Source organism: Lysobacter auxotrophicus (assembly GCF_027924565.1).
Taxonomy (GTDB): Bacteria; Pseudomonadota; Gammaproteobacteria; order Xanthomonadales; family Xanthomonadaceae; genus Lysobacter_J; species Lysobacter_J auxotrophicus.
Genome location: NZ_AP027041.1, coordinates 2,479,285 through 2,500,828 on the forward strand (window position 1 = coordinate 2,479,285; position 21,544 = coordinate 2,500,828).

Sequence of the window (21,544 nt, forward strand, 5' to 3'; positions counted from 1 at the left end):
ATCGGCTTGACCCGGGCTACAAGGACGATCAGGCCGCGCAGATTGCGCGCCGCTGCGCCTGCCAGTGCTCATGCCACGCCTGGAACATCAACACGTTCCAAAGATGCGTGTGCCATTTGCGTTCGCCGTCGAGGAACTGCTTCCAAAGCGCATCGACCGCAGCCGCGTCCAGGTGCCCTTCGGCACGCAGGCGCGACGGATCGAGCAACGCCGTCGCCCACTCGCGCAGATCGCCCTTGAGCCAGTCGCTTACCGGCGCACCGAACCCGCGCTTGCCGCGATCGACCATCGAATCGGGCAGATACCGCCGCAGCACGCGCTTGAGCAGGTGCTTGTTTCCCGACGGATGCCGTTTGAAGTCCAGCGGCAGCGACCACGCGAACTCCGCCACGCGCCAGTCCAGCAGCGGCGCCCTCGCCTCCAGGCTCACGGCCATGCTGGTGCGATCGACCTTGCACAGCAGGTCTTCAGGCAGGTAGACGCTGAAGTCGGCGAGCATCATCGCGTCGGCCGGCGTGCCCGCGCCGCGCAGCGGGTCGGGCTGGTCGTAGAAGGTGTCCGGCAATTTCGCGCCGGGCACGACCGCCTCCGGATCCCGCCAGCGCATCACGCGTTGCCGGTACACGTCGCCGATGCCGCGCGCGCCCATTTCCGCCGCCAGCGCGGCGAAACCGCCCGTGCGCGACGCCTCGCCATGCGTCTTCGCGCTGCGCGCGAGGGCATGCCGCAGGACACCGGGCACGCGGCTGTGCCATCGCCAGTTGCGCAGTGCGCGCTCGTAGCGCTTGTAGCCGAAGAACAGTTCGTCGCCGCCATCGCCCGACAGCGCGACCGTCACCGCCGTGCGCGCGAGGCGTGCGACCAGCGCGGTCGGCACCTGCGAGGCATCGGCGAACGGCTCGTCGAACATGGCCGGCAACGTCGGCACGACGCCCAGGGCGTCCGCGCCGCTGACGTACAACTCGGTGTGCTGCGTATGCAGATGCTCGGCGACTTCGCGCGCGAGATGCGCCTCGTCGTGGTGCGAGCGCTCGAAGCCGATCGTGAAACTGCGCACCGGATGCCGGCTCTGCGACTGCATCAGCGCGGTGACGACGGACGAATCCGTACCGCCGGAGAGGAACACGCCGACCGGGACGTCGGCGACCATGCGCAGCGCGACGGCATCGCGCAGCACCTCGTCCAGGCGGTTTTCCGCTTCGAGCACGTCGCCCGTGAACGGTTGTGCGAGCGCGGCGCGCATGCGCTCGCGGGGATCCCAGTAGCGTCGCTGGTCGCGATGCGCGTCGTGCCCGCCGGGACCACGCGCCACGGTCGCCGCGTCGATGCGCAGCAGCGAGCCGGGAAGCAGCTTGAAGGTATCGACGTGGATCGCATGCGGCGCCGGGATGTAATCCAGCCGCAGCAGCAACGCGAGCGCATCCGGATCGACGCCGTTGTCGAACTCGGGATGGCGCCACAACGCCTTCAATTCGGAACCGAACACGAACGTGTCGCCGGCCCAGCCGTAATACAGCGGCTTCTTGCCCACGCGATCGCGCGCGAGCCACAGGCAGCGCTCCTGGCGATCCCACAGCGCGAGCGCGAACATGCCGTTGCAGCGCGAAACGGCGTCCTCCACGCCCCACTCCACCACCGCGGCGAGCAGCACCTCGGTGTCGGAGTGGCCGCGGAACGCATGCCCGCGCGCGACCAGCACTTCGCGCAGTTCGGCGAAGTTGTAGATCTCGCCGTTGTAGACCGCGACGAATCGGTGGTTCTCCGACGCCATCGGCTGATGGCCGAGCGGCGACAGGTCGAGGATGCTCAGCCGTCGATGCGCGAGCGCGATGCCCGCGGTGTCGTCGACCCACACCCCACGGTCATCGGGCCCGCGATGCTGGAGCGCATCGCCCATGGCGCCGGCGAGCGCATCCAGGCGCGCGGCATCGAGGTCCGCGGTCGGGCGCAGCAGGCCGGCGAGTCCGCACATGCGTCAGGCCAGTCGATCCGCTGCGGCGACGATGTCGTCGTCCGACGGAATCACCAGGAATGCCGCGCCCGCGAGCGGCGTGTACGTGTCCACGCCCACCACGCGCTGGAACGGACGCGAACCGTAGCCGCCCTCGGCGATCGCGGTGAGCACGCCCTCGCCCACGCCGGCACTGTGCCGGCCTTCGTCGACGATGAGGATGCGCTTGGCCGTCTTCGCCTGTTCGCGGATGTAACGCTCGTTGAGCGGCACGAGCCAGCGCAGGTCGACGACGCGCGCCTTCCAGCCGTGCCTGGCTTCGATCGCCCGCGCCGCGCGCAGGCTCATCGGCACGCCGTTGCCGTAGGTGAAGATCACCAGGTCGTCGTTGCCTTCGCCGTACACACGGCCTTCGCCGAGCGTCATCGCCTCGTCGGGCTTCGGATAGGAGGTGAGCCACTGGCCGTCGCCGGGCTCGTACAGGTCCTTCGTCATGTACAGCGCGATGGGTTCGAGGAACACGCTGACGCGTCCGTCGACCTTCGCCAGCGCGGTGAGCGTGCGCAGCATCGTCGCCGCATCGTCGCCGCGCGACGGGCAGCCGACGACGAGGCCCGGGATGTCGCGCAGCGCCGTGATCGAATTGTCGTTGTGGAAATGCCCGCCGAAACCGCGCTGGTAGCCTAGGCCGGCGATACGCACGACCATCGGGTTCGCGTACTGGTTGTTGCTGAAGAACTGCAGCGACGCCGCTTCGCCGCGGATCTGGTCGCAGGCGTTGTGGAAGTACGCGAGGTACTGGATTTCCGGGATCGGCAGCATGCCGACATTGGCGAAGCCCTGCGCCATGCCCAGGATCATCGTCTCGTCGAGCAGCGTGTTGAACACGCGGCGCGGGCCGAAGGCCTTCTGCAGCCCCTTGGTCACCGTGTAGACGCCGCCCTTCTGCGCGACGTCCTCGCCGAACAGCAGCGTGTCGGGGTACTTGGCGAAGATGTCGTGCAGCGCGTTGTTGATCTGGATGGCCAGATGCCGCGGCGGCTGGTTTTCCGGCAGTTTCGCTTCGCTGCCGAACACTTCGACGCGCCGCTGCGCGTAATCGGCGCGCTGCGCTTCGGCCTGCACTTTCGCCGGCGTATACGGTGCGAGCGGCGCGATCACGTCCTCGAGCTTGTCGAGCTTCGGGCGGCGATCGGCTTCCTCGGCCGCTGCAAAACACTTCTTGCGCGTGGCTTCGTAAAGCGCCAGCACGTCGTCCTTCGACATCAGGCCCGATTCCAGCGCGATCGCCGCCGAACGCAGCAGCGGATCGGTCGCTTCCACCGCGCACAGTTCCTCGATCGAACGCCATTCGATTTCGAAGTCGGTGCCGGCGTGGCCCATGATGCGCGTGGTACGCAGGTGCAGGAACGTCGGGCGGCGCGTGGTGCGGCAATGCTCGACGGCGCGCTGCACGTCGGCGTAACCGTTCGCCAGGTCCAGGCCGTCGGCGGCGAAGTAATCCAGCCCGTCCATGTTGCGGAAGCGGTTGGCGATCCAGCCGCCCGGCGTCTTCACCGAGATGCCGATGCCGTTGTCCTCGCACACGAACAGCACCGGTGCGGGCAACTTCTGGTAGGCGGTCCACGCGGCGGCGTTGAAGGCCGTCTGCGCGGTGGCGTGGTTGGCCGATGCGTCGCCGAAGGAGCAGATCGCGATGCTGTCGGCGGGAATCGGCAGCGCATGGTTGAGGCGCTTGCCTGCTTCGATCGCGACCGCCGTGCCCAGCGCCTTCGGCAGGTGCGAGGCGATCGTCGAAGTCTGCGGCAGCACCCACAACGGCTTGCTGCCCCACACCTTGTGGCGGCCGCCGGACGCGGGATCTTCCGCGCTCGCGGCGAAACTCAGGGCGGAGTCCATCACCGGATCCATGCCCGGCAACTTGCGGAAGCGCTCGGCCATGAAGCCGCCGGAGCGGTAATGCAGGAACGCCGGATCGGTATGGCGCGTCAGGCGCGCGACCATCGCGTTGCCTTCGTGCCCGCTGGAACCGATGGTGTAGAAGACCTTGTTCTGCACGCGCAGCACGCGCGCCATCAGGTCGAGGTGACGGCTGATCAGCTGCGATTCGAACAGTTCGCGGAAGCCCTGCGCATCGAGCTCGCTGCCGGCGAGGATCGGCGCGTCGGCGGCGGGACGCGCGTTGACGCGACCGTCCCACGCCTTCACGAATTCGACGAAGTTGACGTCGCAGATCTCGGCCCGGTTGAGGCCTTTCATGCGCGCGGGGATGGGATTGGGGATCAGGGACATGGCGATTCCGGTGTCCGCGTCGGGGACGCGGGGTGTTCGTGATGGCGGATCAGTCCCGCAGCGCGAGGCGCGACTGGACTTCGATCGGAGGTGCGGGCATCGCGACGAAATGCGGAGTCTGGCGCACGCGTTCGATCCACGCCTGCACGCCGGGATAGGCGGACAGGTCGAAACCGCCTTCGTCGGCGACGGCGGTGTAGGCGAACAGCGCGATGTCGGCGATGCCGTAGGCTTCGCCGCTGAACCACGCGTTCGACTTCAGGTGCTGCTCCATGACGGCCAGCGCCTGGTTGCCGCGTTCGCGCAGCTGCGGCAGCGATGCGCGGCGCGGCGAATCCAGCTGCGTCCAGCCGCGGATGAAGCGCGCCACCGCAATGTACGGTTCGTGGCTGTACTGCTCGAAGAACAACCAGCTCAGCACCTGCGCGCGGGCGAACGCGTCGCCGGCCCAGAACGGCGTGCCTTCGGCGAGCCAGCACAGGATCGCGTTCGACTCGGTCAGGACGCGACCGTCGTCGGTTTCGATCATCGGCACCTTGCCGTTGGGGTTCTTCGCGAGGTACTCGGGCGTGCGCGTCGCGCCGGCGGTGCTGTCGACCTCGACCCACTTGAACTCGCGTTCCAGCTGGGTGAGCAGCAGGCGCAGCTTGTGGCAGTTGCCGGAACTGGAATAGCCGTAGACGGTGATCATCGCTTCACTCCCTCGCGTTCGCGTCGGGCGAACCACTGTTCGCGCGACTGCCCCCAGACTTCGATGTCCTTCGTGTCGAATGGCGCCGGCAGCCGACCCATGCGCAGCAGCGTCGAACCGAGCTTGGCGGCGACGACTTTCGAGTTGGTGTTTTCCGGGGCGATGGTGTGGATCACCTCGTCCCAGCCGAGCGCGTCGAAGGCCCAGTCGATGGTGACGATCGCCGCTTCCGGCCCGTAACCGCGGCCCCAGCGATCGCGCACGATGCTCCAGCCCACCTCAGTGCCCGGCCAGCCTTCCGGCTGCCAAGGGCCGACACGGCCGACCCATTGCCCGCTCGCCTTCTCGATCACCGAGAACATCGCGAAACCCTTCAGGTGCCACACGCCGATCATCGCGGCGAAGCTGCGCCACGCGGCGGGACGCGGTTCGGTACCGCCGATGTGGCGGCAGGTTTCCTCGTCGGCCTTGAACGCAGCCCATGCCTCGAAATCCTCCGCCTGTGGCGGGCGGAGGATCAGGCGTTGCGTTTCCAGTGTCGGACCCAGCTTCATCGCCGGCTCCGGATCAGAACGCGTTGATGCCGGTGAGCTCGCGGCCGATCACCAGCTGGTGCACGGTTTCCGTGCCTTCGTAGGTGATGACCGATTCCAGGTTCAGCGCGTGGCGGATGGCCGCGTGCTCGGTCGTGATGCCCGCGCCGCCGAGCAGGTCGCGGCACTCGCGCGCGATGTCGATGGCCATGCGGCAGTTGTTCCACTTCGCCAGCGAGACCTGCGCCGGCTGCATCGTGCCGGCGTCCTTCAGGCGGCCCAGCTGCACGACCAGCAGCTGCGCGAGCGTGATGCGGCGCGCCATCTCGGCCATCTTGATCTGCGCGCTCTGCGTCGCCGCGACAGGGCGGTCGAACAGGATGCGTTCCTTCGTGTAACCCAGCACTTCGTCCAGGCACGCGATGGCGGCGCCGATCGGGCCCCACGTGATGCCGTAGCGCGCCTGCGTCAGGCAGCCCAGCGGGCCCTTGAGGCCCTTCACGTTCGGCAGGCGGTTCGCATCGGGCACACGCACGTTGTCGAAGAACAGCGAGCTGGTGACCGACGCGCGCAGGCTCATCTTGTGCTTGATTTCCTGCGCGGCGAAACCCGGCATGCCCTTCTCGACGATGAAGCCCTGGATGCCTTCGTCGGTCTGCGCCCACACGATGGCGATGTCGGCCAGGTTGCCGTTGGTGATCCACATCTTGGAGCCGTTGAGGATCCAGTCGCCGCCGTCGCGGCGCGCGTTGGTCTTCATGTTGGCCGGATCGGAACCGCCGTGCGGCTCGGTCAGGCCGAAGCAGCCGATGACCTTGCCGGCGGCCATGTCAGGCAGCCAGCGCTGGCGCTGCTCTTCGCTGCCGTAGGCGTAGATCGGGTACATGCACAGCGAGGACTGCACGCTGACGAAGCTGCGGATGCCACTGTCGCCGCGCTCCAGTTCCTGGCAGATCAGGCCGTAGCTGACGGCGTTGAGGCCGGCGCAGCCGTACTTTTCGGGCAGCGAGGAGCCCAGCAGGCCGAGTTCGGCGATCTCGCCGACCAGTTCCTTCGGAAAGCGCCCCTGGTCGAAGGCATCGCCGATGATCGGGATCACGCGTTCGTCCGTGAACCGGGCCACCGTGTCCTGTACGGCGCGCTCTTCTTCGGTGAGCAGCGAGCGAACGTCGTAAAGGTCGTACGGATGCAGGGCCATGGCGCACTCGACTTGAGGGAAGACCGCCATTGTACGGGGGCCTCGCGGCCCGGGTAAGGCCGCGTAAACGCTTGCAGCGACGGGGTTTTCGCCGCAAAAAGAAAAACGGGGCCGGATCGCTCCGGCCCCGCGGGGTGCTGCGTTGGATGTGAGCGCTACCGGCTCGGCAAGGCTCAGCCGCGGGTCGGCGCCGAAGCGGACGCGGTCTGCGTGACGACCTGGCCGTCGATGACCGGCAGTCGGCCGGCGACCGGACGCTCGTCCATGCGGATGGTCTGTTCGCTTCCGTTGTAGCGGTAGGTCACGTCGTAACCGACGACCTTGTCTTCGTCGCCCAGCAGGATGCGGCTGCCCGGCTTGCTGTCGGTGCGCATGGTGCCGGTCGTGCCATCCGGATTGCGGTAGGTCACGTTGTAGCCGACGACACGCGAGGACTCGGAGGTCGAAGCAACGGTGTGGCACTGGCGTTCGGTGCGGCTGGTGACCTTGCCGCCGACGTGGCGCTTGTCGATCTGGTTGCCGATGAAGCCACCGGCCACCGCGCCGCCGACCGTCGCGGCCTTCTTGCCGTTACCGCCGCCGACCTGGTTGCCGAGCAGGCCGCCGATCACGGCGCCGGCCACGGTGCCGCCGACGTTGCCGTCGCGTTCCGGGGCGCGCTCCTGCACGACCACGTCCTCGCAGACTTCGCGCGGGGTGGAGGTGGTGCTGGTCTCGCGGATGGCATCCGAACCGATCACCGTCGCGTACAGCTTTTCCTTCTCGGTGATGGACTTGACGTTGGTGACGTCGGCGTACTCGACCTTGTTGGCGTCGATGGCGCCGTCGGCGACGGCGTCGCCGTCCTGGCCCGGCAGGAGCTGGCCCTCGGCCGTCGTGGCCGGGGTGGTGCCCTTGTTGCTGAAGCTGTTGAATGCGGCCACTGCGACACCGCCGACGAGCAGCGAAGCCAGGGCAACGGCGAGCATGTTCTTGTTCATCTCAGGGCCTCTGCGGCGGGACGTGCCCGCGTTGTTGGATGGCGCCATTCGAGCACTGGGAACCTGAACGGCCGCCGATTTTTTAACATCAAGCTGTCGAAACTGTGAACTGGTTTAGGCACGCTTGTTGTCGTCTCTGGGACCACGGTCAAACAGGATCTGCCATGCCTTCCCCACTTACCGCGCCGATCCTCGGCTTCCTGTCCCGGCTCAGCTTCCCCCGGCTGTTCCTGATCACCGGGGCGCTGTTCTTCGCCGACCTCCTGATCCCCGACTTCATTCCGCTGGCCGACGAACTGCTGCTGGGCATGGGCACGCTGCTGCTGGCGAGCTGGAAGAAGCGCAAGGATCCTCTGCCCCCACCGGCGCAGCGCTGACGCATGCATCGGCTGGTCGACACCCATTGCCACCTCGACGTCGACGAGTTCGACCGGGACCGCGATGAGGTGATCGCGCGCGCGCGCGCGGCGGGCGTCACGCGGCAGATCGTGCCGGCGATCGACGCCGCCACCTGGCCGAAGCTGCGCGAGGTCTGCGCGGGCGACGACGGCCTGTACGCGGCGTACGGCATGCATCCGCTGCTGCTGGACCGCCACGAGGACGCGCACCTGGACGAACTGCGCGACTGGATCGAGCGCGAGCGGCCCGTGGCCATCGGCGAATGCGGGCTGGACTACTTCGTGGAGGGGCTCGATCCCCAACGCCAGCAGCAGGTGTTCGACGGCCAGCTGAAGATCGCGCGCGAATTCGACCTGCCGGTCGTCGTGCACGCCCGTCGCGCGGTGGATGCGGTGATCGCTTCCATTCGTCGCATCGGCGGGCTGCGCGGCGTGGTGCACAGCTTTTCCGGCAGCCAGGAACAGGCGCAGCAATTGTGGAAGCAGGGTTTCCTGCTGGGCCTCGGCGGGCCGGTGACCTACGAGCGCGCCAACCGCCTGCGAAAGCTCGCCGCAAGCATGCCGCTGGACTTCCTGGTGCTGGAAACCGACGCGCCGGACCAGCCCGACGCCGACCACCGCGGCCAGCGCAACGAGCCGGCGAACATGACGCGCGTGCTGCACACGATCGCCGGGTTGCGCGGCGTCGATCCGGACGAAGTGGCGCGCGCGACGACGGCCAATGCCGAGCGGCTGTTCGCGCTCGGCTAAGCGCCCTGCGCCTTCGCAGTGCCCTTGCGCTTGAGCAGCAGTTCCAGCGCGCGCCCCACCGCGGCGAACGCGAACGTGCCGGTAATGTGCGTGGCCGCGCCGAGCCCGGCGCCGCAGTCGAGCTTCAGCGCGGCGTCGCCCGACACCTGCGGCCGGATGCCGCACACCGTGCCGTCGGGCTGCGGGTACTTGACGTTCTCCAGCGAGTAGATCGCCGAGATGCCGAAGTACCGGTCGGCGTTCTTCGGGAAATTGAATTCGCTGCGCAGCTTCTTGCGTACCAGCGCGAGCATCGCGTCGTGCTCGGTGCGCGAGAGATCGCGCACGCGCACCAGCGTCACATCCGTGCGGCCGCCCGCCGAACCGACCACGATCAGCGGCAACTTGCGGCGTCGACACCAGGCGGCCATGACGACCTTGGTGCGGAAGCTGTCGCAGGCGTCGATCACCAGGTCGAAACCGCGATCGAGCATTTCCTCCAGGTTCGACGGCGTGACGAAACTGGCGATGGCTTCCACCGTGATCTGCGGATTGATGGCGCGGCTGCGTTCGGCCATCGCCTCCACTTTCACCCGGCCGTATTGCCCGGCCAGCGCCGGTAGCTGGCGGTTCGTGTTCGATACGCACAGATCGTCGGCGTCGATCAGCGTCAGGTGCCCGACGCCCGTTCGTGCCAGCGCTTCGGCCACCCACGAGCCCACGCCGCCCATGCCGATCACCGCCACGCGGCAGCCCGCAAGGTGCGCGACCGTGCCTGTCCCGTACAGGCGATCCACGCCGGCGAAACGCTCCAGCCAGGCCGGATCGAGCGTGTGTTCGGGAATGGTCTGCGGGACTGCGGCAATCGTGCTCATCGCGACATTGTAATCGCCGCGCGCACGGAGGCCCCGTGGCCGCATGGTATGGTGCCGCGGTTTTCAACGGAGGCCAGGCATGAATACCCAGCCCAGCGGTTCGCGCAGTCACGCGTCGCGTTACCTGTTCCTGTTCCTGCTCGGCCTGGTGGTCGGCGTGGTCGCCACGGTGATGGCGATGCGCGCGATCGACGCGCGCAAGGACCACTTCCACGAAAGCGTGATGCACGTGCAGGGCTGGCATCTGAACCAGCTGAAGAAGAAGGTCGAGCAGAACCGTTGCGCCGCGACCGACGTGCTGCCCAACCTCAAGGCGTTGCGCATCATGGCCGACGACCTGGAGCCGGCGTTCCCCGACCTCGCCGACGATCAGCGCTTCGCGCAGCACGCCAGCCGCATGCGGGCTCGACTGGATGCCGCCGTGGCCAGTCCGCCGCTCAACTGCGCCGGTGTAAGCACGACGGTCGCGGACATCGGCGAGTCGTGCAAGGGATGTCACCAGGATTTCCGTTGACGGCGTTGCGTTCGCGCGACGCTCACTGAACGATCCGGAAAGCGACGTAGCGTGAAGTGCCGACATTGACCCTTGGTTCACCGCGCCGCGTCTAGCGTCTGCGCCATGGCGACGGGCCGAAGGCGGCCTGGCCATCCCAACCTCCAGAAAGGAGTCGCGCATGAAGATCCAGAACGTCCGTCTGCTCGGTGTCGCCGCTGCCGCCACGATCGCACTCGCCGGCTGCGCCACCTCGTCGCCGGGCTACAGCACGTCGCCCAGTTACGGCGGCGGCGGTTACAGCTCCGCTCCCGCCCAGTGCTACGACTGCGGCACCGTGACCCGCATCGAACAGGTCACCACCGGCAGCAGCGCTCCCAGCGCCACCGGCGCGGTGCTCGGCGGCATCGTCGGCGCGGTCGCCGGCCACGAAATCTCCCGCCACACCGGAGGCAGCAAGGGCAACCAGAACATCGCCACGGCGGCCGGCGCGGTGGGCGGCGCGGTCGCGGGCAACGCGATCCAGAAGAACACGACCGGCGCCTCGTACAACGTCTATGTCCGCATGAACGATGGCCGCACCACCGTGGTCACCCAGCGCGACCTCGGCAACGTGCGCGAAGGCTCGTACGTCCGCGTGTATGACGGCAAGGTGCACGCGCAGTAATACCTACGGGTAAATGCAAAATCGAAACGGCCCGCGCGTGCGGGCCGTTTTCTTTGCACAAATGCTGCAGGCAGATTTCCGTTCGATTCGATACGCGCGTAATAACCGGCGCCCGATTACCGAAGGCGGAAAAAGAAAAACCCGGCCGGAGCCGGGTTTTTCATGCCTGTCGCGACAGGTCGCGACTGCAGCGCTCGATGATCAGAGCGGCTGGACGGCGTCGGCCTGCAGGCCCTTCTGGCCCTGCACGACGGTGAAGGTAACCTTCTGGCCTTCCTTCAGGCTCTTGAAGCCCTGCGTCTGGATGGCACGGAAGTGCACGAACACATCTTCACCGTTCTCGCGGCTGATGAAGCCGAAGCCCTTAGCATCGTTGAACCACTTGACGGTACCAGTTTCACGACCTGACATTGGCACTTACTCCTTGAAACGTTGCTGGTTGAAAACGTGGCGCACCACGTGCTGGTTGCAAGGAGGAAGCGAGGTGCAACGATGTAGCGGATCGATGATCAACCGCATCGGGCCACGATTCACAATGGCCCTGGCAAACACAGCGCCCGCAACGTAACCCGCGCTGGGTGAAAATGCAATCCGTGCAAAGTGGACGTCGGCAAGGGGTATAAACGAATGGATTTGCAGGTGCTTTGGTACGTCCTCGCGGGGGTCCTGATCCTGGTCGGCATCGCCGGAACGGTCCTCCCCGCCCTCCCCGGGCTGCCCCTGGTTTTCGCCGGCATGCTGCTGGCCGCCTGGGCCGGGGACTTCCAGCAGGTCGGCTGGTTTCCGCTGGTGGTGCTCGGCCTGCTGACGGCCTTGTCGGTCGTCATCGACTTCTTCGCCACCGCCGTCGGCGCCAAGCGCGTGGGCGCGAGCCGGCTCGCCATCGCCGGGGCGATGGTCGGCACGTTCGGGGGCCTGTTCTTCGGGCCGATCGGGCTGTTCACCGGGCCGTTCCTGGGCGCGCTCGCCGGCGAACTGATTCACGGCCGCGAGGTAAGGAAGGCGACCAAGGTCGGCTTCGGCACGTGGCTCGGGATCGTCCTCGGCGTGGTCCTCAAGCTGGGGCTCGCCTTCGCGATGCTCGGCCTGTTCGCGCTGGCCTGGTTCCTCTAGCCGCACACTTCACGACCGTCCCGTGTTGCGATGCGACACTGGCTTTGCGCCCCCCCCTTCTATAACTAGCGAGCTCCCCATGCCCTCCCACAGGCACGAAGTCCCGCGCGTTCCGCTTTTCCTCGCCTCTCGTGCCGCGCTGGCGCTGGTCGCCATGGCGCCGCTGTCGGCACTCGCACAGCAAGCCCCGGCTCCGGCGACGCCGGAAGCCTGCGTCTCCATCGGCTCGGACGTCGAACGTCTCGCCTGTTACGACGCCGCCCTCGGCCGCGCGGCACGCGACACCCGCGGCGCGGACATCGCCGCGAAGGAAGCCAAGGCGATCCAGAAGAACCTCGAACTCGCCGAAGAGGTCGTTCCCGTTCCGCAGGAGGCACCGGCGCCGGCGAGCGACGTGTACCCGATGGAGGACACGCTGGACCGGGCGATCGCGAACGCCGGCAAGGGATCGCTGCTCGACAGCCGCTGGGAAGTGGCGAAGGACTCCAAACTCGGCACGTGGAATTTCCGCGCGTACAAGCCGATGTACCTGCTGCCGGCGTTCTGGAGCAGTAACGCCAACCAGACGCCCTCCTCGCCCAATCCCAACAACACGGTCGCCACGCCGCTGGAAATCGACGACCTCGAAGCGAAGTTCCAGCTCAGCTTCAAGACCAAGGCGTGGGAGAACATCTTCGGCGACAACGGCGACCTGTGGATGGCCTACACGCAGTCGTCCCGCTGGCAGGTCTACAGCCCGGACACCTCGCGCCCGTTCCGAGAAACCAATTACGAACCGGAAGTCATGCTGACTTTCCGCAACAACTACCACCTGGGCGGATGGAACGGACGCCTGCTCGGCATCGGCGTGAACCACCAGTCCAACGGCCGCGCCGATCCGCTGTCGCGCAGCTGGAACCGCGTGATCGGCATGATCGGACTGGACCGCGAGAACTGGGCGCTGACCGTGCGCCCGTGGTGGCGCGTCAAGGAAAGCGCCAGCGACGACAACAACCGGGACATCGAGGATTTCGTCGGTCGCGGCGACGCGACGCTGGTGTACGTGCGCGGGCGGCACCAGTTCTCGATCATGGGCCGGCATTCGCTGCGCGGCGGCGACCGCTCGCACGGCGCGGTGCAGCTCGACTGGGGCTTCCCGATCCACAACAGCCTGCGCGGCCACGTGCAGATCTTCGACGGCTACGGCGAGAGCCTGATCGACTACAACCACCGGGCGACCTACATCGGCCTGGGAGTTTCGCTCCTGGAGTGGTACTGACCAGCGGTTATCCTCCATGCGGCCCAACCCGACAGGACGTCCATGATCGCCACCACCCGCCGCCACCGTTCCTTCTTCGCCTACTCCGCCGCGCTGGTCGGGTTGCTGAGCCTGTTCGCGGTGCTGTGCTTCCACTTCCCCGAGCTGCTCACCAGCAAGGAGTTCCGCACCGCCTACACCGAACAGTTCGCGCGCCACCTGCTGCTGGCCGGACTGGTGGCGGCGTTCTGCATGGGCACCGTCGCGATCCTGCGCGATCGCAACAAGCGCGTGGCGCTCATCGGCGTGGGAAGCGCCACGGTCGCGGTGCTGTTGGGCGGGACGAACGTGACGTTCGATGCGATCGGCAAGACGCCCTACTCGCTCGGGCTTGACTGGTTCGTCATTTCGCTGTTCTTCTCCGCGCTGGTGTTCGTGCCGCTGGAGCGTTACCTCGGGCAGCGCGCGATCTCGCCACTGCGTGCGGGCTGGCGCACCGACCTGGCGTATTTCTTCATGAGCCACGTGCTCGTGCAGTTCATCCTGATCCTGGTGACGGCATCGACCTCGACGGTGGCGGCGCTCACCGCGTTTCCCGCGCTGAAGGTGCTGATCCAGTCGATGCCTACGTGGGTGCAGTTCCTGCTGGCGGTATTCGTGGCGGACCTCGCGCAGGCGCTGCTGCATCGGGCGTACCACAACACGCCCTGGCTCTGGCGCTTTCACGCGGTGCACCACTCCAGCCGCGAGATGGACTGGCTGGCCGGTTCGCGCATCCATCTGGTGGAGATCCTGCTGACGCGCAGCGCCGTCATGCTGCCGCTGCTGGTGTTGGGGTTCTCGCAGTCGGCGGTGAACGCGTACGTGATCCTGGTCGGCCTGCAGGCGGTGCTCGCGCACGCGAACGTCGGGCTGCGCTTCGGATGGCTGGAGTACGTGATGGTGCTGCCGCGTTACCACCACTGGCACCACGCGCGGCATGCCGATTACATCGACGTGAACTACGCGATCCACCTGCCGCTGGTGGACATGCTGATGGGCACGTTCAAGCTGCCGCCGGACCATGCATGGCCGTCGGAATACGGGGTGATGAAGCTCGAGACGGTGCCCCGCGGCATCGTGCGCCAGCACCTGATGCCGTTTCGTTCGCGCAAGACCTTCGACGACCACGTCGCGTAAACCGCTGCGCGGCAGCGTGGCCGGCGTCGCAATCTGCGCGATGCGGCTGTTCCATCATGGCCTTCCCATGGAGCTCATCCGGACGGAGACGCCACGATGGACATGCGACGCATCCTTTCGCTCGACGGAGGCGGCATCCGCGGCCTGGTCAGCTGCCTCTGGCTGGCCGGCGTCGAGGACGCGCTGGTTCGCGCTAGCAAGCCGGGGCTGCTGAAGTCGTTCGACCTGCTCGCGGGCAGTTCGACCGGGGCCATCGTCGGCTGCGGGCTCGCCGTCGGGCTCTCGCCGACGCAACTCGCCCAGCTGTACCGGCAGCACCGGCACATGATCTTTCCCGGCATGGCGCAGCGGCTGTGGTCGCGCGCGGGGCGCCTGTTCACGCAGGGCGTCTCGGCGCCGCGCTACGACGGGAAGGGTCTGGAGGAAGTGCTCCAGGCCGTGTTCGGCGACACGCGGCTGGGCCAGTCGAAGATCCCGCTGCTGATCACCAGTTACGACACCATCGCGCGCAAGCCGATCGTGTTCAAAAGCTTCAAGCCCGAGCACGCGGAGCTGCGGATGTGGGAAGTCTGCCGCGCGTCGTCCGCCGCGCCGACGTATTTCCCGGCGCACGCGATGACGGTGGAAGGCCGTGCGCGGGCGATGATCGATGGCGGCGTGGTCGCCAACAATCCCACCGCGTGCGCGATCGCCGAAGCCATGCGCAAGGACGCACGTGTCGACAGCGCGCAGAACCTCGTGGTGCTGTCCGTCGGCACCGGTGAACGCAGCCGCCCGATCGATCTGAAATCCGCGCAGGAATGGGGCGCGATCGAATGGGCGATCCCGATCATCGACGTGCTGTTCGACGGCAACACCGATGCGGTGGACTACATCGCACGGCACCTCATCGGCGACGGCTACTTCCGCCTGCAGGCGGAACTGATGACCGGTCTGGACGACCTGGACGACGTCAGCGAAACCAACATCGCGGCGCTGGAGGCGATGGCGACGGATTACCTGCTGCACGAGGAGACGCGCAAGACGCTGGCGGGGCTGGTGGCGCGGGTGTGAGCAGGCGTATCACGGAATGAACCGTCATCCCGGCGAAAGCCGGGACCCAGGCGGGCACACGCCGCCCTGCCCAAGTACACCGTCATTCCAGCGAAAGCTGGAACCCATTTTCATTCTGCTGGTCGGCTCGCAACTACAGAGCCTGACACCGCGAGCGCCAACCGGCTCGCACGAACCGACCCTCACCCCAACCCCTCTCCCGGAGGGAGAGGGGCTAAACCTCGGCACGGCCGGCTGTCACGCCACGCCGTCATCCAGCGAAAGCTGGAACCCATTTTCATTCTGCTGGTCGGCTTGCAACTACAGGGCCTGACACCGCGAGCGCCAACCGGCTCGCACGCCCCGCCCCTCACCCCAACCCCTCTCCCGGAGGGAGAGGGGCTCACTGCCTCACCCAGCGACAGCGCGATGTGTGGCGCTTACTCCACCACCACCGGAATCTTCCCGATCCGCGCCTGCCACTCGCGCGGACCCGTCTTGTGCACCGACTCGCCGGTCGAATCCACGGCGACCGTCACCGGCATGTCCTGCACTTCGAATTCGTAGATCGCTTCCATGCCGAGGTCCGCGAAGCCGACCACCTTCGCCGCCTTGATCGCCTTCGACACCAGGTACGCCGCGCCGCCGACCGCCATCAGGTAGGCCGATTGGTGCTTGCGGATGGCGTCGATCGCCGCCGGGCCGCGCTCGGCCTTGCCGACCATGCCCAACAGGCCGGTCTGCGCGAGCACCTGCTCGGTGAACTTGTCCATGCGCGTGGCGGTGGTCGGACCGGCAGGGCCGACGACCTCGTCGCGCACCGGATCGACCGGGCCGACGTAGTAGATGAAACGCCCGCGCAGGTCGACCGGCAGCGGCTCGCCCTTGTTGAGCATGTCGACCATGCGCTTGTGCGCGGCGTCGCGACCGGTCAGCAGCTTGCCGTTGAGCAGCAGCACTTCGCCCGGCTTCCAGCTGGCGACGTCGTCCTTCGTCAGCGTATCGAGGTTGACGCGACGGCCCTTCGACGCGTCGTAGGTCAGCTCCGGCCAGTCGGCGAGCGACGGCGCATCGAGCATCACCGGGCCGCTCCCGTCGAGCGTGAAATGCGCGTGGCGCGTCGCGGCGCAGTTCGGGATCATCGCCACCGGCAGGTTCGCCGCATGGGTCGGGTAATCCTTGACCTTGATGTCGAGCACCGTGGTCAGGCCGCCCAGGCCCTGCGCGCCGATGCCGAGCGCGTTGACCTTCTCGTACAGCTCCAGGCGCAGTTCCTCGGCGCGATTGCCGGGGCCACGCGCCTGCAGTTCGGTGATGTCGATCGGCTCCATCAGCGATTCCTTCGCAAGCAGCATCGCCTTCTCGGCGGTGCCGCCGATGCCGATGCCGAGCATGCCCGGCGGGCACCAGCCAGCGCCCATCGTCGGCACGGTCTTGAGCACCCAGTCGACGATGGAGTCGGACGGGTTGAGCATCGCGAACTTCGACTTGGCCTCCGAACCGCCGCCCTTCGCCGCGACGATCACGTCGACGCGGTTGCCCGGCACGATCTTCACGTTGACCACGCCCGGCGTGTTGTCCTTCGTGTTGGTGCGCTTGCCGGCGGGGTCGGCGAGCACCGACGCGCGCAGCTTGTTGTCCGGATGGTTGTACGCGCGGCGCACGCCTTCGTGGACCATGTCCTCGACCGACATCGTCGCGTCGTCCCAGCGCACGTTCATGCCGACTTCGAGGAACACCGTGACGATGCCCGTGTCCTGGCAGATCGGGCGATGGCCCTCGGCGCACATGCGCGAGTTGATCAGGATCTGGGCGATGGCGTCCTTCGCCGCCGGCGATTCCTCGCGCTCGTACGCTTTGGCGAGGTTCTTGATGTAATCGACCGGGTGGTAGTAGCTGATGTACTGCAGGCCGTCGGCGATCGACTGGATCAGGTCTTCCTGGCGGATCGAGACGGGCTGGCTGGCGACGAACGGCTGGCTTGCGGTGTTGCTCACGGCGGGCGTGCTCTCGGCGGGCGTGCGGGCGGCGGAACCGCCATTCTAGCCGGTCGGGCCCGGGCGGGCCCCGCTGAGGCTTTGCCGGCGCGGGCTGCGCGGCCGGAACGCTGCGTCCGGCGGCCCGCGATGTGCGATCAGGCCGCGTCGGCCTTGGTCGTGAAGCTCTCGCCGCAGCCGCATTCGGCGGTAACGTTCGGGTTGCGGAAGAGGAACTGCTCGCCCAGGCGCTGCTTCACCAGGTCGATCTGGGTGCCGTCCACCAGCGGCAGGCTGAGCGCGTCGACATAAATGCGCACGCCTTCCTGCTCGAAAATCGTGTCGTCGGCGCCCTGCGAGCGCGCCAGATCGGCCTTGTACTGCCAGCCCGAACACCCCGTGCGGGTCACGCCGAAGCGCAGGCCGATCGCGTCGGGGGATTCGACGAGATAGCGCTGGACGCGCTCGAGGGCGGCGGGGGCAAGGGTGACGGCCATGGACAACTCCGGGCTGACATCAATGAGTTACGACAAGGGATTATAGCGACGCGATGCCGGACGTTCGGTAAACTCCGGCCTTTCCCCACATTGGCCCGAAGCGGCAAGGATTCAAGGCATGACGGTGGTCAGCGTCGAACAGGCGCTCGCGGGCAAGATCCCGGCGGGTGGCGAAGTCACGGTCCGTGGCTGGGTGCGCACGGTGCGCGGCACGGCCGGGCTCGCCTTCATCCACGTGACCGATGGGTCGTGCTTCGCGCCGATCCAGGTCGTTGCGAACGACAGCCTGGCCAATTTCGACGAGGTCAAGCGCCTCACCACCAGCTGCGCGGTGATCGCCACCGGCACCCTCGTCGCCTCGCAGGGCAAGGGCCAGTCGTTCGAGATCCAGGCCAGCGCGGTGGAAGTGGTCGGCTGGGTCGAGGACCCGCTGACCTACCCGATCCAGCCCAAGCCGATGACGCCGGAATTCCTGCGCGAAGTCGCCCACCTGCGCCCGCGCACCAACCTGTTCGGCGCCGTCACGCGCATCCGCGACTGCCTGGCCAAGGCCGCGCACCGCTACTTCCACGAGAACGGCTTCTACTGGATCTCCACGCCGATCGTGACGACCTCCGACGCCGAGGGCGCCGGCCAGATGTTCCGCGTGTCCACGCTGGACATGGCGAACCTGCCGCGCGACGAGAAGGGCGACATCGACTTCAGCCGCGACTTCTTCGGCAAGGAAACCTTCCTGACCGTGTCGGGCCAGCTCAACGTCGAGGCCTACGCGCTGTCGCTGAGCAAGGTCTACACCTTCGGTCCGACCTTCCGCGCCGAGAACAGCAACACCACGCGCCACCTGGCCGAGTTCTGGATGATCGAGCCGGAAATCGCGTTCGCCGACCTCGCCGAGGACGCGCGCGTGGCCGAGGAATTCCTCAAGTACATGTTCCGCGCCGTGCTTGCCGAGCGCGGGGACGACATGGCCTTCATCGCCGAACGCGTGCAGAAGGACGCGATCACGCGCCTGGAGTCGTTCGTCAACGCGCCGTTCGAGCGCATCGAATACACCGACGCGATCAAGCTGCTGCAGAAGGCGGACAGGAAGTTCGACTTCCCGGTCGAATGGGGCCTGGACCTGCAGACCGAGCACGAGCGCTGGCTTACGGAAGAGCACGTCGGCCGCCCCGTCGTGGTCACCAACTACCCCGAGCACATCAAGGCCTTCTACATGCGCCTGAACGACGACGGCAAGACCGTCGCCGCGATGGACGTGCTGGCGCCGGGCATCGGCGAGATCATCGGCGGCAGCCAGCGCGAAGAGCGCCTGGACATGCTCGACGCGCGCATGGCGCAGTTCGGCCTGGATCCGGCGCACTACGGCTGGTACCGCGATTTCCGGCGCTACGGCACGGTGCCGCACGCCGGTTTTGGCCTGGGTTTCGAACGCCTGGTGGTCTACGTGTGCGGCCTTTCCAACATCCGCGACGCGATCCCGTACCCGCGTGCGCCGGGGCATGCGGAGTTCTGATCGAAACGGTGATTCGCGATCCGGATGGCGCATTCGTAACCGCACACCCCGCCTTTCGAATCGCGAATTACGAATCACGAATCACGGCAGTCCATGATCCTTTTCTTCTCCCTGCTCTTCGTCGCCATCGCCATCGCCGGCTTCTGCGCGTTCGTGATCTTCTGGCCGCTGTCGCTGGTGCACATCCGCGACCGCCATCCGCAGTTGCAGTCGCAGCTGGGCGATGGTGCGTTCGCGCGGCCTTCGGCGTGGGGCTGGCTGCTGCGTCGCGGGTATCTGTCGGCGAACGACGGCAACCTCAACGGTCTGGCGACTCCTGCGCGGATCTCGCTGCTGACCATCATCGGCGGCCTGGTCTGCGCCGCCCTGCTCTGGATCCTCGCGGTGGTGATCGGATGAACGACAACGTCAACGACCAGTGGTGGATCGCGACGATCGGCCGCACGCTGATCTGGGCGCGCCTGCGCGTGCTGGAAGCCGGCACCGCCGAAGTGCTCGACAGCGATGGCATCAGCCAGCCGTACGACAGCGAGGACAGCGCCCGCGCGGCATTGATGGACGCGGAGTTCGTCGCGCTGGACGGCCTCGACGACGACGACGCGCGCAATCGCGGCTTCGTGCTGGATGAACTCATGCCGCCCAGCGGCGAAAGCCTCGACGTGCTGCGCCCGCAGATGGTCCAGCAACTTCCCTCGCGCCACTGACGGACCGCCATGTACCTGCCCCGCGCCTTCGCCGAACACGATCTCGAAGCGCTGGACCGGTTGGCGCAACGCGACCGCTTCATCACCCTGGTCACGGTGCGCGACGGCGAGCCCACCGTCAGCCACCTCCCCGTGCTGTATCGACGCCACGGGAACGACGTCGAACTGATCGGCCACTGGGCGCGCCCCAATCCGCAGGCGACGCATGCCGGCCCCGCGCTGGCGATCTTCCACGGCCCGCACGCCTACGTGTCGCCGGGCTGGTATCCCGACAAGGAAGAAGCCGCGCGCGTGCCGACGTGGAATTACGCGATCGCGCACCTGCAGGGAACCCTGACGACCTTCGACGATGAGCGCGCGCTCGCCGACGTCGTCGACGGCTTGAGCATCGAGAACGAAGCGGCCGTCGGCAGCGACTGGCGTTTCGAATTCGAGCGCGACGACCACCGCCGCCAGCTGCGCGGCATCGTCGGTTTCCGCTTCGTCGCCGACGACATCGCGCTGAAGTTCAAGCTCAGCCAGAACCATCCCATGGTCAATCGCGAATCCGTGGCCTCGCAGCTGGAAGCGCAAGCGCGCGACGCCAGCCGCGAGACCGCCGCGCTGATGCGCGAGCGCATGACCCTCGAACGCAACGGAGACTGACGTGGACCTCGACCTCACCGGAAAGCACGCGCTGGTCTGCGGCGCCAGCCAGGGCATCGGCCTCGCGGCGGCACGCGCGCTGGCGGACCTCGGCGCCAACGTGACCCTGTTGGCTCGGCGCGAGGAACGCCTTCGCGAACTCGTCGGCACGCTCGCCACCGACAAGGGCCAGGCACACGGATGGATCGCCGTCGACAGCGCCGACACCGATGCGTTGCGCGCGAAAGTGCAGGCGCTGGTATCCGCCACGCCGGTGCACGTGCTGGTCAACAACACCGGCGGCCCGCCGCCCGGCCCGGTGCACGGCGCGCAGATCGCCGCCTTCGAAGCCGCCTACCGCCAGCACCTCATCGCCAATCACGTGCTGGCCGAAACGGTCGTGCCGGGCATGGAGCGCGATGGTTACGGCCGCATCGTCAATGTCATCTCGACGTCGGTGAAGGAGCCGTTGCAGGGCCTGGGCGTGTCCAACACCACGCGCTGGGCGGTGGCGAGCTGGGCCAAGACGCTGGCGACGGAACTGGCGCCCAAGGGCATCACGGTCAACAACGTGCTGCCCGGTTCGACCGAGACCCCGCGCATCGAGCAGATCATCGACAACACCTCGGCGAAGACCGGCCGCAGCCGCGACGAGGTGTTCGAGAAGATGGTGTCGGAAATCCCGATGCGCCGCTTCGCGCGCCCGGAGGAAACCGCCGCGGCGATCGCTTTCCTGTGTTCGCCGGCCGCCTCGTACATCACCGGCGTGAACCTGCCGGTGGATGGCGGGCGAACGCGGTCGCTGTGAGGCCCGCGAGGCGCCTCGCACAGCCACCATACTGATCAGCACGTCGCACCCCCA

The 21,544-nt window shown here is 67.3% G+C and carries 23 protein-coding genes; 13 read left to right on the forward strand and 10 right to left on the reverse strand.

The window, feature by feature from the left end; all coding sequences use genetic code 11:
• Nucleotides 1-28: 28 nt before the first annotated feature.
• From asnB to LA521A_RS11125, 6 genes are all read right to left on the reverse strand, one after another.
• Nucleotides 29-1,972: an asparagine synthase (glutamine-hydrolyzing) gene (gene asnB / locus LA521A_RS11100; protein ID WP_281778965.1), complete on the reverse strand. Its 1,944-nt coding sequence runs from the start codon at nucleotides 1,970-1,972 to the stop codon at nucleotides 29-31.
• Between the two features lie 3 nt (nucleotides 1,973-1,975).
• Entirely contained in the window at nucleotides 1,976-4,243 is a 2,268-nt protein-coding gene (locus LA521A_RS11105) for a thiamine pyrophosphate-dependent enzyme (protein WP_281778966.1), read from the reverse strand.
• A gap of 49 nt (nucleotides 4,244-4,292) precedes the next feature.
• Complete coding sequence (locus tag LA521A_RS11110) at nucleotides 4,293-4,934, reverse strand: glutathione S-transferase family protein (RefSeq protein WP_281778967.1); 642 nt, start codon at nucleotides 4,932-4,934, stop codon at nucleotides 4,293-4,295.
• Nucleotides 4,931-5,488, reverse strand: coding sequence for a GNAT family N-acetyltransferase (locus LA521A_RS11115; RefSeq protein WP_281778968.1), 558 nt, complete (start codon nucleotides 5,486-5,488; stop codon nucleotides 4,931-4,933). Before LA521A_RS11115 ends, LA521A_RS11110 begins: the two co-directional genes overlap by 4 nt.
• A gap of 13 nt (nucleotides 5,489-5,501) precedes the next feature.
• Nucleotides 5,502-6,665: an acyl-CoA dehydrogenase family protein gene (locus LA521A_RS11120; protein ID WP_281778969.1), complete on the reverse strand. Its 1,164-nt coding sequence runs from the start codon at nucleotides 6,663-6,665 to the stop codon at nucleotides 5,502-5,504.
• Between the two features lie 173 nt (nucleotides 6,666-6,838).
• Nucleotides 6,839-7,609, reverse strand: a complete 771-nt coding sequence (locus tag LA521A_RS11125; RefSeq protein ID WP_425494596.1) for a glycine zipper 2TM domain-containing protein — start codon at nucleotides 7,607-7,609, stop codon at nucleotides 6,839-6,841.
• Nucleotides 7,610-7,809: 200 nt separating this feature from the next.
• Between LA521A_RS11125 and LA521A_RS11130 the strand changes: the two genes are divergently transcribed.
• Nucleotides 7,810-8,022 carry a DUF6116 family protein gene (locus LA521A_RS11130; RefSeq protein WP_281778971.1) on the forward strand — a complete coding sequence of 71 codons (213 nt, stop codon included), beginning with the start codon at nucleotides 7,810-7,812 and terminating at the stop codon, nucleotides 8,020-8,022.
• 3 nt (nucleotides 8,023-8,025) lie between these two features.
• The gene (locus tag LA521A_RS11135; RefSeq protein WP_281778972.1) at nucleotides 8,026-8,793 is read left to right on the forward strand and encodes a TatD family hydrolase; all 768 of its coding nucleotides are present in this window, start codon (nucleotides 8,026-8,028) and stop codon (nucleotides 8,791-8,793) included.
• Here the strand turns inward: LA521A_RS11135 and LA521A_RS11140 are convergent.
• Nucleotides 8,790-9,647 (reverse strand): tRNA threonylcarbamoyladenosine dehydratase, encoded by an 858-nt coding sequence (locus tag LA521A_RS11140; protein WP_281778973.1) that lies wholly within the window; start codon nucleotides 9,645-9,647, stop codon nucleotides 8,790-8,792. The two genes, LA521A_RS11135 and LA521A_RS11140, sit on opposite strands and share 4 nt — an antisense overlap.
• A 79-nt stretch (nucleotides 9,648-9,726) precedes the next feature.
• Between LA521A_RS11140 and LA521A_RS11145 the strand changes: the two genes are divergently transcribed.
• Together LA521A_RS11145 and LA521A_RS11150 are read left to right on the forward strand one after the other, a co-directional pair.
• On the forward strand, nucleotides 9,727-10,161 hold the full coding sequence (locus LA521A_RS11145; protein ID WP_281778974.1) for a hypothetical protein: 435 nt from the start codon (nucleotides 9,727-9,729) through the stop codon (nucleotides 10,159-10,161).
• 160 nt (nucleotides 10,162-10,321) lie between these two features.
• Complete coding sequence (locus LA521A_RS11150; RefSeq protein WP_281778975.1) at nucleotides 10,322-10,807, forward strand: glycine zipper 2TM domain-containing protein; 486 nt, start codon at nucleotides 10,322-10,324, stop codon at nucleotides 10,805-10,807.
• Between the two features lie 201 nt (nucleotides 10,808-11,008).
• On the opposite strand, the gene LA521A_RS11155 is transcribed toward LA521A_RS11150, so the two are convergent.
• Nucleotides 11,009-11,218 (reverse strand): cold-shock protein, encoded by a 210-nt coding sequence (locus LA521A_RS11155; RefSeq protein WP_115841680.1) that lies wholly within the window; start codon nucleotides 11,216-11,218, stop codon nucleotides 11,009-11,011.
• A 216-nt stretch (nucleotides 11,219-11,434) separates the two neighbouring features.
• Between LA521A_RS11155 and LA521A_RS11160 the strand changes: the two genes are divergently transcribed.
• The 4 genes from LA521A_RS11160 (at nucleotide 11,435) to LA521A_RS11175 (ending at nucleotide 15,389) form a co-directional block, all read left to right on the forward strand.
• Nucleotides 11,435-11,920 (forward strand): DUF456 domain-containing protein, encoded by a 486-nt coding sequence (locus LA521A_RS11160; protein WP_281778976.1) that lies wholly within the window; start codon nucleotides 11,435-11,437, stop codon nucleotides 11,918-11,920.
• 79 nt (nucleotides 11,921-11,999) lie between these two features.
• Nucleotides 12,000-13,178 carry a phospholipase A gene (locus LA521A_RS11165; RefSeq protein WP_425494509.1) on the forward strand — a complete coding sequence of 393 codons (1,179 nt, stop codon included), beginning with the start codon at nucleotides 12,000-12,002 and terminating at the stop codon, nucleotides 13,176-13,178.
• Between the two features lie 42 nt (nucleotides 13,179-13,220).
• On the forward strand, nucleotides 13,221-14,336 hold the full coding sequence (locus tag LA521A_RS11170; protein ID WP_281778977.1) for a sterol desaturase family protein: 1,116 nt from the start codon (nucleotides 13,221-13,223) through the stop codon (nucleotides 14,334-14,336).
• A gap of 102 nt (nucleotides 14,337-14,438) precedes the next feature.
• Nucleotides 14,439-15,389 (forward strand): patatin-like phospholipase family protein, encoded by a 951-nt coding sequence (locus LA521A_RS11175; RefSeq protein WP_281778978.1) that lies wholly within the window; start codon nucleotides 14,439-14,441, stop codon nucleotides 15,387-15,389.
• Between the two features lie 419 nt (nucleotides 15,390-15,808).
• Here the strand turns inward: LA521A_RS11175 and LA521A_RS11180 are convergent, their stop codons facing one another.
• Entirely contained in the window at nucleotides 15,809-17,365 is a 1,557-nt protein-coding gene (locus LA521A_RS11180) for a fumarate hydratase (RefSeq protein WP_281778979.1), read from the reverse strand.
• 137 nt (nucleotides 17,366-17,502) lie between these two features.
• Nucleotides 17,503-17,841 carry a HesB/IscA family protein gene (locus tag LA521A_RS11185; protein ID WP_281778980.1) on the reverse strand — a complete coding sequence of 113 codons (339 nt, stop codon included), beginning with the start codon at nucleotides 17,839-17,841 and terminating at the stop codon, nucleotides 17,503-17,505.
• Nucleotides 17,842-17,959: 118 nt separating this feature from the next.
• On the opposite strand from LA521A_RS11185, the gene asnS reads away from it, so the two are divergent.
• From asnS to LA521A_RS11210, 5 genes are all read left to right on the forward strand, one after another.
• Nucleotides 17,960-19,354, forward strand: coding sequence for an asparagine--tRNA ligase (asnS, locus tag LA521A_RS11190; RefSeq protein WP_281778981.1), 1,395 nt, complete (start codon nucleotides 17,960-17,962; stop codon nucleotides 19,352-19,354).
• Between the two features lie 93 nt (nucleotides 19,355-19,447).
• Entirely contained in the window at nucleotides 19,448-19,753 is a 306-nt protein-coding gene (locus tag LA521A_RS11195; RefSeq protein ID WP_281778982.1) for a hypothetical protein, read from the forward strand.
• A complete protein-coding gene (locus LA521A_RS11200) occupies nucleotides 19,750-20,058 on the forward strand; it encodes a hypothetical protein (protein ID WP_281778983.1) in 309 nt (102 codons plus the stop codon). The genes LA521A_RS11195 and LA521A_RS11200 overlap by 4 nt, the downstream gene beginning before the upstream one ends.
• Before the next feature lie 9 nt (nucleotides 20,059-20,067).
• Nucleotides 20,068-20,703, forward strand: a complete 636-nt coding sequence (locus tag LA521A_RS11205) for an FMN-binding negative transcriptional regulator (protein WP_281778984.1) — start codon at nucleotides 20,068-20,070, stop codon at nucleotides 20,701-20,703.
• A gap of 1 nt (nucleotide 20,704) precedes the next feature.
• On the forward strand, nucleotides 20,705-21,490 hold the full coding sequence (locus tag LA521A_RS11210; protein ID WP_281778985.1) for an SDR family oxidoreductase: 786 nt from the start codon (nucleotides 20,705-20,707) through the stop codon (nucleotides 21,488-21,490).
• Nucleotides 21,491-21,544: the final 54 nt, after the last annotated feature.

Excerpts from the sequence above, each read along its gene's own strand:
- asnB (WP_281778965.1), bottom strand. The coding sequence starts at position 1,972 with ATGTGCGGACTCGCCGGCCTGCTGCGCCCGACCGCGGACCTCGATGCC.
- LA521A_RS11105 (WP_281778966.1), bottom strand. The coding sequence starts at position 4,243 with ATGTCCCTGATCCCCAATCCCATCCCCGCGCGCATGAAAGGCCTCAAC.
- LA521A_RS11110 (WP_281778967.1), bottom strand. The coding sequence starts at position 4,934 with ATGATCACCGTCTACGGCTATTCCAGTTCCGGCAACTGCCACAAGCTG.
- LA521A_RS11115 (WP_281778968.1), bottom strand. The coding sequence starts at position 5,488 with ATGAAGCTGGGTCCGACACTGGAAACGCAACGCCTGATCCTCCGCCCG.
- LA521A_RS11120 (WP_281778969.1), bottom strand. The coding sequence starts at position 6,665 with ATGGCCCTGCATCCGTACGACCTTTACGACGTTCGCTCGCTGCTCACC.
- LA521A_RS11130 (WP_281778971.1), top strand. The coding sequence starts at position 7,810 with ATGCCTTCCCCACTTACCGCGCCGATCCTCGGCTTCCTGTCCCGGCTC.
- LA521A_RS11135 (WP_281778972.1), top strand. The coding sequence starts at position 8,026 with ATGCATCGGCTGGTCGACACCCATTGCCACCTCGACGTCGACGAGTTC.
- LA521A_RS11140 (WP_281778973.1), bottom strand. The coding sequence starts at position 9,647 with ATGAGCACGATTGCCGCAGTCCCGCAGACCATTCCCGAACACACGCTC.
- LA521A_RS11145 (WP_281778974.1), top strand. The coding sequence starts at position 9,727 with ATGAATACCCAGCCCAGCGGTTCGCGCAGTCACGCGTCGCGTTACCTG.
- LA521A_RS11150 (WP_281778975.1), top strand. The coding sequence starts at position 10,322 with ATGAAGATCCAGAACGTCCGTCTGCTCGGTGTCGCCGCTGCCGCCACG.
- LA521A_RS11155 (WP_115841680.1), bottom strand. The coding sequence starts at position 11,218 with ATGTCAGGTCGTGAAACTGGTACCGTCAAGTGGTTCAACGATGCTAAG.
- LA521A_RS11160 (WP_281778976.1), top strand. The coding sequence starts at position 11,435 with ATGGATTTGCAGGTGCTTTGGTACGTCCTCGCGGGGGTCCTGATCCTG.
- LA521A_RS11165 (WP_425494509.1), top strand. The coding sequence starts at position 12,000 with ATGCCCTCCCACAGGCACGAAGTCCCGCGCGTTCCGCTTTTCCTCGCC.
- LA521A_RS11170 (WP_281778977.1), top strand. The coding sequence starts at position 13,221 with ATGATCGCCACCACCCGCCGCCACCGTTCCTTCTTCGCCTACTCCGCC.
- LA521A_RS11175 (WP_281778978.1), top strand. The coding sequence starts at position 14,439 with ATGCGACGCATCCTTTCGCTCGACGGAGGCGGCATCCGCGGCCTGGTC.
- LA521A_RS11185 (WP_281778980.1), bottom strand. The coding sequence starts at position 17,841 with ATGGCCGTCACCCTTGCCCCCGCCGCCCTCGAGCGCGTCCAGCGCTAT.
- asnS (WP_281778981.1), top strand. The coding sequence starts at position 17,960 with ATGACGGTGGTCAGCGTCGAACAGGCGCTCGCGGGCAAGATCCCGGCG.
- LA521A_RS11195 (WP_281778982.1), top strand. The coding sequence starts at position 19,448 with ATGATCCTTTTCTTCTCCCTGCTCTTCGTCGCCATCGCCATCGCCGGC.
- LA521A_RS11200 (WP_281778983.1), top strand. The coding sequence starts at position 19,750 with ATGAACGACAACGTCAACGACCAGTGGTGGATCGCGACGATCGGCCGC.
- LA521A_RS11205 (WP_281778984.1), top strand. The coding sequence starts at position 20,068 with ATGTACCTGCCCCGCGCCTTCGCCGAACACGATCTCGAAGCGCTGGAC.